Raw genomic sequence first — 12,410 nt, 5'->3', positions numbered from 1 at the left:
ATGCTGGGGAGAGTAACAAAAGCTATGCTGAAATATTGAACATAAAAAATCCTCACCTATAATACATAGTTAAGGTCTTACTATGCTATAGGAAAGGATTAAAAATGTATAGTAATAAATTAGCACATACAGTATGGGATTGCAAATATCATTTAGTATTTGTACCAAAGTATAGAAGAAAAATAATATATGGGAAATTGAGGAGAGATATAGGGGAAATATTACGCACGCTATGCGAATATAAAGGTATTGAGATACTTGAAGCACATGCGTGCGTTGATCATATACACATGTGTATAAAAATACCACCTAAATATTCTGTATCATCAATAGTAGGTTATTTGAAAGGAAAGAGTGCAATTATGATATTTGAGAGACATAGTAAATTGCGCCAGAACTTTAAAGGACAACATTTTTGGGCAAGAGGATATTACATTAGTACAGTAGGTCTAAATGAACAGGTTATAAGAAATTATATGAAAAATCAAGAAAATAAAGATTTAGCTGAAGAAAAATATGTTAACAAAAACCAAAGTAACCCTTTTTAAGGGAGCAAGTAAATACGGCAAAATGTAAAGAAGTTAAATAAACAAAATAGAAAAAGATATGATATAGTAAGGCTGATTTTAAAATAGTTTATTGTAAATCCTTATAGGATTGCAAGTAACAGTGCCCTTATAGGGCGTAATCAAGCCACCGGCTATGCCGGTGGTATTTGACTAAGTACGGATTTTGCTCATTTTGTATTGTACCATCTCTTTGAAAGAATAAAAAAATAGAATGTCAGTGCTCCATTAAAAATAAGGTAAAATAACATGATATTGAAGGAATAATGAAAAACTTCAAATCCATTTAATAGTTTTGATAATACACCTGATGAAAGAATAGTCGGCATAGCGGATAATAGCCAAGTATTGATGCCCCAAAATAAATACTGGTTTTTTATTTCAAAATGCTTACTAAAATATAAAACCTCATAAATACATATTCCAATGATTTGGATGCCTATGCCTAATGCAGCAGAACTGAATTCCCAATAGAAAAACAGAGTTCCATCATTAGCCATTGCGAATGCGATAATAAGACCTATTGTGATTATTGCGGTAGAAATAGCAATAGGGATATTTCCACTTTGTTTCTTTGTTTCCGTACTTAAGACCACATTTTCATCTATATACTCATCTTTTAACAGATAGTCTGTGGAAACACTAAAATAGTTGCTTAATGCAACGATTTTACTAATATCAGGAATTGAAGTATTACACTCCCATTTTGATAGAGCTTGTCTGGACACGCCAAGAGCAGAAGCCAATTCCTCTTGTGATAAGCCCTTTAATTTTCTCAATATTTGAATTTTTTCACCTAATGACATTAAAATACCTCCTTTGTTTTATGGAATAAGTTTAACATTTTTTATGGTTGCATACCACCAAATAGCACTTGCGATTTCGCAACTATCAGTTGCAACGCTTATATTAAGCCGTTTTCTTTATAGTCGGGTAGGTAGGGAGCCTTTCGGCTCCTTCCCCCCCTAAGAACCGTAATTGTATGTTTCCACACATACGGCTCAAGCCATCTTTTTATCTAAAACAGATTGGTATTTGAATTTTTTGAAAGCCTTCTTAATCAACTCATATCCTTCTTTGCTGTTAGGTTCTACTTGATTATTCTTGAAGTGGGTAACGATTTTGGATAAATCTCTTCCTCCTCCATATTTTTCAAGGAGTATTCGATGATATTGCTGACAACTTTGATGTAATAATTCTAGGTTGTCATAGCATTCATCACCGCCTAATTTATAAGGTACAATTTGATTAATTTTTAAAGACTCTTCTCCCACTAATGATTGTTTACATACTCTACATTTATAATTACTACATTTTGCTAACTTCCTTTTGCTTAAAACATTGTCTTTTATGAACTCCTTCTTATCTCTTTTCTCAAAATACTCTTTTAAACTGGCATCATCAGGGCTATTTCTGTACTTAACTACAGCATGCCTCACTATTGGTATCCAACTCATTTTAAATAACTGGGTCTTGTTATCATGAGAATTTGTTAGTATCCATTTATCTTTACTTACACCTGTATAGTCTGCTCTGAAATACTTTCTGTATATCCATTTAAATGACTTGTTAGAGTGTAAAATTTCCAGATGTTTTCTTACCTTAATCCATATATACCTGTCAATATTGCCGAATATCTTCTTTGCAACTTGACTTGACCAGCAGTTTCCTATCCCTCTTATTATTGGATTTAATTTTTTTATTAAGTCCCCGACTGGTCTCCCTCGTAGTTGTATAAACATATTCTTTATTGTTTCTCTGGCTTTTTTTATACTTGCCTTTGATGGTTTTATTAATAATCGCATACCATTATTAGTTTTGTACTGTCTTAGATTGAATCCTTCACTAATATGCGAAACTTTAGTCTTCTCATCTGCAAGTGTTAGTCCTCTTTTATTGAGGTATGGTTTAAGCTTTTCATACATATTTATGGCTTCTTCTTTTGTTTTACATACAACTACAAAATCATCAGCATACTTTACTACTCCAACTGAATTCCTAGCTAATATATGATTTCATCTATCTCGGTAGTATCTTACTCCAAGTTCTTCTTCCATACCATGCAGGGCTATATTTGCTAACAAAGGGGAGACAAGTCCTCCTTGTGGAATTCCAGAATCTGTATTATTAAATGAGTTATTATCACCATATCCTGCTTTTAACCATTTGTATATAGTTTTTTTAGCAGGAAACCCCTTTAAACATTCCATAATGTATTGATGATTGAGATTATCAAAGCAACCCTTGAAGTCTCCCTCGAATATCCACTGCCGTGTACTCCTTGATGACAGTTTGGTAAATAGGTTAACAATGGCATCTTGAGTGCTTCGTTTAGGTCTGAATCCATATGAAGAAGCTTCAAATCTCGCTTCCCATTGTGGCTCCAGTGCATTTTTAACAATGTTTTGAAATATCCTGTCTTTTATAACGGGTATTCCTAAAGGACGCATTTTACCGTTTTTCTTAGGTATGTATACTCTTTTTGCTGGCTTTGGTCTAATATGTTTAATGTTATATTCTTTGAGAAGGTTATACAATCTCAATCTATCACTTGAATTGAGTGCAATATGACCATCAACACCAGCTGTTTTTTTGCCTTTATTAATTTGCGTAACTCTCTTTATTGACAGTAGCAAATTAGCATTACTTCTAATCATTAGCCTTTGAAGCTTTCTTACTTTTCTTTTCTGTCCCAACTGTTCGGCACGAAAAACCCGTTGGCGAAGTTTCTTCACATATTTGTATATTTTCTTCTAGTCTATTAATGACCAGCTCTGTATATGTGGAGAAACAGCCGACGTATTAATTTTAGTAATAGTTTTCAAAACATGTATCTCCTTAAAAAGATTCTTCTTTACGTTTCCTTTCGTGTTGATGACCACGTGGAAGTCTGCCCTCTTTAGAGTGAGCTATAAAACTCTATCCAGCGGGTTATTTTTCCCCTGAACTTTCGTCCTACTGGCATTTGCTTTCTCCACAATCCTTTACCCTCTGGTATTGTAGCTTTCTTACGATTGCCCTACCTCTATCGAGGAACACAAAGGGTTTACCAAGTTCCACTAATAGTAGATTCAAATGGGTAAGCATCCTTCTTTACTCCGATGGATATATGGGTTACTGCACGATTGGAATGCGATTCAATCTTTCCTATCCATATTAAGCTTGTTACTCCGCAGTACGCTTATCTTCTTTAACGAAGATTACAAAGGTTCAACTTTCGTTTATACTTTCCATTTTTCCCCTAACCCAGCATTGCGTCTACGTAAAGCAATGACCTTAGGTACTTACCTCTCATGCAACCTACAAACCAATTACTCGGAGTGCAGTTTCAAGGGGGGATGCGCTTAGTAACTAACGCAGTTTCTTACGAAATACTACTAATTAGCGACTTCTTGTCGCACCACATTATATAAATAATCCTTACTTCACAATTTTATTAGTTTCAGATAAAGGATTCGATAAAATAATGTTGAAAATAAAAAATAGTAAAGGATATAGTGTTGAATACATGATTAAATTTGTTGGTATACTAAAACTAAAATTAAATGTAAATCAACTGATGCATGAATTGGAGGTTTTATTATGACCTATAATAATACAAATAAGCTAATAGATGAAAAATCACCCTATCTTCTGTAGCATGCCGACAATCCGGTTAACTGGTACCCCTGGGGGGACGAAGCTTTTGAAAAAGCAAAAAATGAAGATAAACCTATCTTTTTATCAATAGGCTACAGTACCTGTCATTGGTGCCATGTTGGTGTAATAAACCATTGTACTTATAACTCATAAACTTAAAAAAATAGTTTATCTTCAACTTTTAACCCCTTATATAAAATTTACTTTAATTTTAGGATTATCATCATTCAATCTTGTCCATCTTATCCATTCTATTGCGTCTTTATAAATTTTATTTCTTTCAGATGGGTTTAATGTAGTATCTAACTCATCCAATGCTCTTTTTAAATAAAAAATCCTTTCTTCATTTGTAATAAGTTTTACACTATTAATTTCTCTTTCAAACTTTTTAATTTCATTTTCGGCATCTTGAATCTTTAATTCCCATTTTATTTTTCTTTCTGTCCATTCATCTCTCGAATAATCACCCATATCATATGCATCATTTACACGTTCTAATGCCTTACTATATTTATCAAGTTCTTCATATTTATTATCTAATTGATTTTTGATGAAATTTATATTAGAATTAATGATATATATAACGCAACAAACATTTTACATGCGTACACATAACCGATTAATGATTTGTTGAGGTGATTCGTTAATATTTGAAATAAAACCTTCAACAGCAGTACGAATATCATTGACAGTAGAATAAAAAACATTATATAGGACATCACTTTTAAGCCATCCCCATAGTCCTTCTATCAAATTTAGTTGAGGACTATATGGTGGTAGAAATGCAAACTCTAATCGATCTTTATGTTCCTGTAAAAATGGTTGTAGTAGTTTTGCATGATGGATACGCGCGTTATCTAACACCATAACAATTTTCCCTGTTGAATATACTTGTAAAATTTTCTTGAGAAATTCCAAAAATATTTGCGCATCATATTTTTCTTCTTCAGTGCAGTAAATATGCCCGGTTTCATAGTTTAATACGCCTAAAAGTTTAACCCCATGATGTTTTCCATAAGTAGGGATTATCCGCTGTTTACCTTTTAAAAACCATGTTTTTGCAATAGCTTGGTAATCACGAATCATAGATTCATCTTGAAAAAGAAGATGGTCAATTTAATTTTTCCGTCAATCAGCTTTTTTTAAAAGTTCAAACTCTTGTTTGAAAATTTCCTGCTTTTCTGGATCGGCTTTTGCTAAGGTATATGTTGGTCTTGTATAGCTAAGATTTAGGTGGTGTAATACTTCAAGCATGCCACGTAAACTATACTCAACTCCAAATTTTTTCTGTATCCATTGTCTGGCAATATTTAAATCCCAATTTTTTCTTGATGGAAATCCAACTTCATCAGGCGTTTTAGTAATAATAATTTCCTTGAGAAGTTGTTCTTGTTCCTGTGTAAGCTTACGTGGAGCACCAGGACTGCAACCAGGGACTAAACCTTCAATTCCTTGAGAGTTATATTTTTTAATATAACTACCTACAGTATGTTCACAAGGATCAACTATTTTTGATATATCAACAATTGTATACTCTTTGAGATGATAATAAATAACCAAATATCTCAAATACATCCGCTTTTCTTTAGTTTGCTTCATAGTTTTCTTTATTTCTTGTATTTGTGAATTATTGTTATCTTGTTCAAAAAGTTTAGTGAGTTTACTCATTATAATTCACCATCTGTTCTAAGAGTATTATTTGTTTACATAATACCATAGAGCGAGTTATTTATTTGCTGGTTATGTTTGGTATGTAAAGGTATTATTGCGATTTATATATATTAAGAAAATTTGAAAAATAATATTTCGGCGTCAGTTACAAATTTAGGTATTTACAAAGGGAATAAACAATTTTTTAGAATATATTATAACTTTGGAGGGGCCTTATATGGATAGGAGGAAAGCAGTAGCAATGCTAAATAAGTACGTGACAACACCGCATATTATTACACATTCTTATGCTGTTGAAAATGTAATGAGAGCATTGGCTAGAAAATTAGAACCAGATAGTGAAGACCTATGGGGAATGGCAGGATTACTTCATGATTTGGATAATGATTTAGTAGATTGGCAAACAGATATGTCTTTACATGGACCTAAAGCCATCGAAGTATTAAAAGAAGAAGGTTTTGGAAATGAAGCTATGTATAGTGCAATTTGTGCGCATAATCCAGCAAATGGTTCAAAAATAGAAAGCATAATGGACAGAGCTTTATATGCAGCTGATCCTATAACAGGATTTATTAGAGCCATTACACTTGTTTATCCTGATCAAAAGATAAAAAGTGTAAAAGTAAAATCCATTATAAAAAGAATGAAAGATACTAGATTTGCAGCAGGAGCAAATAGACAAGCGATGAAATCTATTAACCATTTGGGGATAGAATTCTCTGAATTTGCAGAACTATCCTTAAACGCAATGGTAGAAATTGCTAATGAAATAGGGTTATAAAGAATTGGAAAAGATAAAAACTGCTCCAATTTTTATCTTTTGACGAATATATAAAGGAAATTAAATATCAATAGGAGGTTTGGATGATGAACAAAAAGGTTGTTCTGGTGATAACGTTTGCAACTTTGAAATACACACGTGTATTGAAATGACTATCAATAAAACAAAAAAAATAATTTTTAAAAAAATTGAAAAATAGGTTGACTAATCTTTTGATAGATAGTACAATATGTTTAACTTATTTAACAGAATATTTCTAATAGTTACGAAGGAGAGAAAAATGCTAATTCTTTAACTACAGAGAGCTGATGGTTGCTGAAAATCAGTGTTAAAGTAGTATATAATAATCACTCCTGAACTGCCGAGTTGAAACACATGTTGGAGTAAACAAGGCCGGGATTCTACAATTTGTAGAAGTGCTACCGTTATATGGCTAGGGTTAAAGAAAAATTTATCTTTGACTTGAAGAGGCAATTCATGTGAGTGAATTGTAAATTAGGGTGGTAACACGAGAAAATCTCTCGTCCCTAGGATACAAGGATTTGTGTCTTAGGGATGGGGGATTTTTTATTTATCCTTATTTGCCATAAGACAAATATTTTAAAGGAACAATTCTCACAATTGAAATTGGAAAAATATTGAAAAAATGGATAAATGAAGGAGTGAACCCCGTGAATAGAATTTTATTTGTAGAAGTGAATAATCAACCAGAGGTTTTGATGCGTGTTGTAGGTCTTTTGAGACGAAGAGCATTCCATATGAAATCCATCAGTATGGTAGAAACAGAAAATCCGTCATTAGCACATTTGATGATTACAACAAAAGAAGATGACTACAATATTGAGAGAGCTATGTATTTAATAGAAAAGATTGTTGATGTGCATCATGTAAAAACGATGGAGGAAGCATTATCTGAACATGCAGTGACAAAAGAAACTGATTTGTATAGAGTCATGTAAATTAATTTTATTAATTTAAATAACTATAGAGAGATAAAGGAGAGATTGAAAATGGCAAAAATGTATTATGAAAAAGATGCTGATTTACAATTATTTGAAGGAAAAAAAGTAGCAGTGGTAGGATTTGGTAGCCAAGGACATGCACATGCACTGAATTTAAAGGAAAGTGGTGTAGAAGTTGTAGTAGGTCTTTATAAGGGTAGCAAATCATGGGATAAAGTGAAAAATAGCGGACTAGAGGTAATGGAGGTTCATGAAGCAGTAAAGGAAAGTAATGTGGTGATGATGCTTGTGCCAGATGAAAGACAAGCAAATCTTTATAAAGAATCTGTAGCACCTTATCTAAATGATGGAGACGCACTCGCTTTTGCGCATGGATTTAATATTCATTTTAATCAAATTGTTCCGCCTGAAAATGTAGACGTATTCATGGTAGCACCAAAAGGACCAGGACATTTAGTGAGACGTGTATACGAAGAAGGTGGCGGAGTTCCAGCATTATATGCAATACATCAAGATTATACAGGAAAAGCACGTGATTTTGCATTAGCTTATGCAAAAGGAATAGGAGCAGCAAGAGCAGGTGTACTTGAGACATCATTCAAAGAAGAAACCGAAACAGATTTATTCGGTGAGCAGGCTGTATTATGTGGTGGCGCTACAGAACTTATCAAAGCTGGATTTGATACATTGGTTGAAGCGGGATATCAACCAGAGATTGCATACTTTGAATGTCTTCATGAATTGAAATTAATTGTAGATCTATTATACGAAGGTGGATTTGAAAATATGCGCTACAGTGTTAGCGATACGGCTGAATATGGAGATTACATGATTGGTAGAAGAATTGTGAATGAAGAAACAAGAAAAGAAATGAAAAAAGTATTAAAAGAAATCCAAACAGGAAACTTTGCAAAAGATTGGATTGTAGAGAATATGGCAAATCGTCCAGTATTTAATGCAATGAAACAAGCAGAATTAACACATCCGATTGTAAACGTAGGAAAAGAGTTAAGATCAATGATGTCTTGGTTGAAAAAATAAAAGGCAGAAAATAGGAGGTCAGGATTAATATGAAACTTACTGGGGCAGAACTTGTATTAGCATGTCTAAAAGAGCAAGAGGTAGACAAAATATTTGGATATCCAGGAGGAGCAGTTATTCCCCTATATGATGCGCTATATGATCAAATGGATCATTTTCAGCATATAATGACCTGCCATGAACAAGGAGCATCTCATGGTGCAGATGGATATGCACGAAGTACAGGTAAAGTAGGCGTTTGCTTTGCAACTTCAGGCCCTGGTGCTACAAATACGGTAACGGGTATTGCGACAGCTTATTTGGATTCAGTCCCTTTAGTGGTAATTACAGGTCAAGTGCCAGCTAATTTACTAGGGAAGGATTCATTTCAAGAAATAGACATTACAGGGGTTACGCTACCGATTACAAAACAAAATTATTTTGTAAGAGATATTGGAAAATTAGCAGATGTTATTAGAGACGCTTTTGAAATAGCTAGAAGTGGTAGACCTGGACCTGTACTAATAGATATTCCTAAAAATGTATTTTTAGAAAAAGTAACCTATGTGAAAAAGCAAAGAACAAAAGAAAATGAAAGTTTTTCTAATGAAGCAAATAATAATATGCTAATGAGAGCGGCAAACCTCATTAATGGGTCAACAAAACCAGTGATTTATGCTGGGGGTGGGGTTATCTTATCAGAGGCTTCACAAGAATTATACGAATTAGCTACTAAGGGAAATATTCCTGTAGTAAATACCTTAATGGGTTTAGGAAATTTCCCAAGAGAGCATGCGCTTTCTCTCGGACTTGTTGGTATGCATGGGATGAAAGAATCAAATATGGCTGTTTGTGGTAGTGATTTGATTATTGCAATTGGTGCCCGGTTTAGTGATCGTGTGATCGGTGTAGCAGAAGAATTTGGTGCTAAGGCAAAAGTGATTCATATAGATATTGATCAATCTGAAATAGGAAAAAATAAAGATGTAGATTTATGGATATTAGGAGATGTGAAAAAAGTTATAGTTGATTTATGTAAAATCATTGTAAATAAAGATAGAAGCGAATGGCTCGCGCAGATTGACGATTGGAAAGTAAAGAAAATAGCAGAAGAGAAAACATTTAAAGCCAAAGATATTCTTCAGTGTGCATGGAATATTTTAGGGGAAGATACAGTTGTTACAACAGAAGTAGGGCAGCATCAGATGTGGACAGCACAACACTTCCCATTTAAAAAACCTAGAACATTTATAACATCCGGGGGATTAGGGACAATGGGGTATGGATTAGGCGCAGCCATTGGTGTTCAAGTTGGTAATCCTAATAAAAAGGTACTGCATATAGCTGGAGATGGAAGTTTTAGAATGAATTGTAATGAATTAGCGACTGTATCAAAATACAAATTACCTATTATTACCCTTCTATTTAATAACGCTACATTAGGTATGGTTCGCCAGTGGCAGCAAATGTTTTGTAATGGACGCTATTCAGAAACAGATATTACAGGAGAAGTGAACTATATGAAGTTGGTAGAAGCTTATGGCTTAAGAGGCAGACAGGTAGACAAAATATGTGATTTAGAAGATGCATTAAAAGAAGCTGTAAAGACGAGAAAAGCTACTGTAATAGAATGTATTTTATCTAAGGATGATAATGTATTTCCTATGGTTCCACCTGGAAAACCTATTAATCATATTATTTTAGAATAGTTTACAAATATTTTATATACCTGTATCGGTAGAATTTTTTATGAAAAATATATACAGATAAAAGCTGTGAAGGAGACAGATTTTTTACAGAGGCAGTTTCAGAGAGTCGGTGCTTGGTGTAAATCGATACTGTGGTAAAAAGTGAATCCCTCCTGAGCAATTCTTCCGAAAATTGAGTAGGATATGAACGGTAAGCTCCGTTATAGGCTAGGATTTGATAGAATCTGGAGAGCGACTTCTAAATGGAAGTAAACTAGGGTGGTATTGCGGAAAAATTTTAGTCCCTGAATAAAAATATTGTTCAGGGATGTTTTTTTACCCAAATAACGTAAAGAGAGGAGGATAACAATGTCTCATCAGGTGAAAATATTTGATTCTTCGTTGAGAGATGGCGCGCAGGCTGGAGGGGTTTCTTTCTCTGTCGAAGATAAGTTGAAAATCGTAAAATCTTTAGACCGTTTAGGTGTAAGCTATATTGAAGCAGGAAATCCAGGATCAAATTTTAAGGATTTAGAATTTTTTAAAAGAGTGAAAGAAATAAACTTAAAAACTTCAAAATTAACTGCATTTGGAAGTACTAGAAGAAAAAATATTTCCGTTAAAGAAGATGAAAACGTACAGTCCTTGTTAACAGCCAATACTGAAGTAGTAGCTATTTTCGGGAAAGCTTGGGATTTCCATGTGACAGATATTATTAAAACTTCTTTGGAAGAAAATTTGAGAATGATCGAAGAAACTATAAGATTTTTAAAAGAAAAAGGAAAAGAAGTTATATTTGATGCAGAGCATTTTTTTGATGGATATAAAGAAAATCCTGCTTATGCATTGGCAGTATTAAAGGTTGCAAGAGATGGAGGTGCAGATTGCCTTGCGCTGTGCGATACAAATGGAGGCGCATTTCCAAATGAAGTCTATGAAGTAACAAAGAAAGTAGTAGAAACATTTCCAGCAGTATCAGTAGGCATTCATTGTCACAATGATTGTGGCATGGCGGTTGCGAATTCAATTATGGCAGTAGAAGGAGGAGCTAACCATGTTCAAGGAACGTATATTGGGCTTGGAGAAAGATGTGGAAATACAAATATTTCTACCATAATACCGAATTTACAAATTAAAAAAGGTTTTTTTTGTATACCAAAAGAAAATATAGTGAACCTTACCGCTACGGCTAGATATGTAGCAGAAATCACAAACGTTACAGTAGAAGCGAGTACTCCTTATATTGGAAATAGTGCTTTTGCCCATAAGGGTGGCATGCATATTGATGGTGTGAAAAAAGCATCTCATTCGTTTGAACATATGCAACCTGAAGATGTTGGAAATAAGAGAAGATTTTTGATGTCTGAGGTTTCAGGAAAAACAACTATTTTGCCGATGATACAAAAAATAGATAAAGATTTAACAAAAAATTCATCACAAACACAAGAACTGATCGATGAGTTAAAGCGGTTAGAACATATAGGCTATCAATTTGAAGGTGCAGAAAGTTCTTTTGAACTGGTTATGCGCAAGTATCTAGGGAAATATAAACCGTTCTTTGAAGTAAATTATTATAAAGTAATTGAAGAAGAACCTGCAAGGAATGCATTTAGTTCTTCTGCGCTAATAAAAGTAAGAGTTGATGGAAAAGAAGAAATGACTGCTACAGAAGGCAATGGACCTGTAAATGCCTTAGATAAGGCGTTAAGAAAAGCATTAGAAGTGTTTTATCCAAGTCTTAAAGCTGTTCATTTGACAGATTATAAGGTTAGGGTACTAAATGCAGAGGAAGCTACAGGTGCAAAGGTAAGGGTACTTATTGAATCTACTGATGGGAAAGAATTATGGAGTACAGTAGGGGTATCTACTAATATTGTTGAGGCAAGTATGATTGCTCTTGCTGATTCTATTGAATATAAATTGATAAAAGATTTAGAAGAAAGTGAAGGAGGAGAAAACAATGGGAATGACGATGACACAAAAGATATTAGCAGCACATGCAGGGCTTGAAAATGTAAAAGCAGGGCAATTTATTGAAGCCAATTTAGATATGGTACTAGGAAATGATATCACAACACCAGTA

Annotated in this window: 9 protein-coding genes, 3 pseudogenes and 2 other annotated features; of the genes and pseudogenes, 7 read left to right on the top strand and 5 right to left on the bottom strand. The window is 33.6% G+C overall.

All coding sequences use genetic code 11. The features are described 5' to 3' along the window. The first annotated feature begins 104 nt into the window (after nt 1-104). The gene (tnpA, locus tag EV214_RS11495; protein ID WP_132245908.1) at nt 105-548 is read left to right on the top strand and encodes an IS200/IS605 family transposase; all 444 of its coding nucleotides are present in this window, start codon (nt 105-107) and stop codon (nt 546-548) included. A 188-nt stretch (nt 549-736) separates the two neighbouring features. Here tnpA and EV214_RS11490 read toward each other — a convergent pair whose 3' ends face one another. The 3 genes and pseudogenes from EV214_RS11490 to ltrA all read right to left on the bottom strand — a co-directional run. Further along, the gene (locus EV214_RS11490) at nt 737-1,372 is read right to left on the bottom strand and encodes a helix-turn-helix domain-containing protein (protein ID WP_132245906.1); all 636 of its coding nucleotides are present in this window, start codon (nt 1,370-1,372) and stop codon (nt 737-739) included. Between the two features lie 195 nt (nt 1,373-1,567). Next, nucleotides 1,568-2,023 (bottom strand): HNH endonuclease, encoded by a 456-nt coding sequence (locus EV214_RS19130; RefSeq protein WP_243116637.1) that lies wholly within the window; start codon nt 2,021-2,023, stop codon nt 1,568-1,570. A 90-nt stretch (nt 2,024-2,113) separates the two neighbouring features. Further along, nucleotides 2,114-3,313: pseudogene (gene ltrA / locus EV214_RS19125) on the bottom strand (group II intron reverse transcriptase/maturase); the annotation flags it as partial. 904 nt (nt 3,314-4,217) lie between these two features. Here ltrA and EV214_RS19490 point away from each other — a divergent pair. Continuing rightward, nucleotides 4,218-4,358: pseudogene (locus EV214_RS19490) on the top strand (DUF255 domain-containing protein); the annotation flags it as partial. Between the two features lie 36 nt (nt 4,359-4,394). Here the strand turns inward: EV214_RS19490 and EV214_RS11470 are convergent. Together EV214_RS11470 and EV214_RS11465 are read right to left on the bottom strand one after the other, a co-directional pair. After that, nucleotides 4,395-4,676: a hypothetical protein gene (locus EV214_RS11470; RefSeq protein ID WP_132245900.1), complete on the bottom strand. Its 282-nt coding sequence runs from the start codon at nt 4,674-4,676 to the stop codon at nt 4,395-4,397. A gap of 126 nt (nt 4,677-4,802) precedes the next feature. Next, nucleotides 4,803-5,873 (bottom strand): annotated as a pseudogene (locus EV214_RS11465) (IS630 family transposase). A 220-nt stretch (nt 5,874-6,093) separates the two neighbouring features. Here EV214_RS11465 and EV214_RS11460 point away from each other — a divergent pair. From EV214_RS11460 to cimA, 5 genes are all read left to right on the top strand, one after another. Further along, complete coding sequence (locus EV214_RS11460) at nt 6,094-6,657, top strand: HD domain-containing protein (RefSeq protein WP_132245898.1); 564 nt, start codon at nt 6,094-6,096, stop codon at nt 6,655-6,657. 256 nt (nt 6,658-6,913) lie between these two features. Next, nucleotides 6,914-7,189, top strand: a binding site (T-box leader). A 139-nt stretch (nt 7,190-7,328) separates the two neighbouring features. Further along, on the top strand, nt 7,329-7,616 hold the full coding sequence (ilvN, locus tag EV214_RS11455; RefSeq protein ID WP_132245896.1) for an acetolactate synthase small subunit: 288 nt from the start codon (nt 7,329-7,331) through the stop codon (nt 7,614-7,616). 51 nt (nt 7,617-7,667) lie between these two features. Beyond that, complete coding sequence (gene ilvC / locus EV214_RS11450; protein ID WP_132245894.1) at nt 7,668-8,660, top strand: ketol-acid reductoisomerase; 993 nt, start codon at nt 7,668-7,670, stop codon at nt 8,658-8,660. Between the two features lie 29 nt (nt 8,661-8,689). Continuing rightward, complete coding sequence (gene ilvB / locus EV214_RS11445; RefSeq protein WP_132245892.1) at nt 8,690-10,348, top strand: biosynthetic-type acetolactate synthase large subunit; 1,659 nt, start codon at nt 8,690-8,692, stop codon at nt 10,346-10,348. 57 nt (nt 10,349-10,405) lie between these two features. Further along, nucleotides 10,406-10,637, top strand: a binding site (T-box leader). Nucleotides 10,638-10,696: 59 nt separating this feature from the next. Then, nucleotides 10,697-12,337 carry a citramalate synthase gene (gene cimA / locus EV214_RS11440; RefSeq protein WP_132245890.1) on the top strand — a complete coding sequence of 547 codons (1,641 nt, stop codon included), beginning with the start codon at nt 10,697-10,699 and terminating at the stop codon, nt 12,335-12,337. Nucleotides 12,338-12,410: the final 73 nt, after the last annotated feature.

This window comes from Marinisporobacter balticus, from assembly GCF_004345705.1.
Classification (GTDB): domain Bacteria; phylum Bacillota; class Clostridia; order Peptostreptococcales; family Thermotaleaceae; genus Marinisporobacter; species Marinisporobacter balticus.
The sequence above is the reverse complement of the archived record's forward strand: the minus strand, read 5'-3'. Positions and strand labels throughout refer to the sequence as shown.

Bases quoted from the DNA above. Each gene is read 5' to 3' on its own strand.
- tnpA (WP_132245908.1), top strand. From the start codon at position 105: ATGTATAGTAATAAATTAGCACATACAGTATGGGATTGCAAATATCAT.
- EV214_RS11490 (WP_132245906.1), bottom strand. From the start codon at position 1,372: ATGTCATTAGGTGAAAAAATTCAAATATTGAGAAAATTAAAGGGCTTA.
- EV214_RS19130 (WP_243116637.1), bottom strand. From the start codon at position 2,023: ATGAGTTGGATACCAATAGTGAGGCATGCTGTAGTTAAGTACAGAAAT.
- EV214_RS11470 (WP_132245900.1), bottom strand. From the start codon at position 4,676: ATGGGTGATTATTCGAGAGATGAATGGACAGAAAGAAAAATAAAATGG.
- EV214_RS11460 (WP_132245898.1), top strand. From the start codon at position 6,094: ATGGATAGGAGGAAAGCAGTAGCAATGCTAAATAAGTACGTGACAACA.
- ilvC (WP_132245894.1), top strand. From the start codon at position 7,668: ATGGCAAAAATGTATTATGAAAAAGATGCTGATTTACAATTATTTGAA.
- ilvB (WP_132245892.1), top strand. From the start codon at position 8,690: ATGAAACTTACTGGGGCAGAACTTGTATTAGCATGTCTAAAAGAGCAA.
- cimA (WP_132245890.1), top strand. From the start codon at position 10,697: ATGTCTCATCAGGTGAAAATATTTGATTCTTCGTTGAGAGATGGCGCG.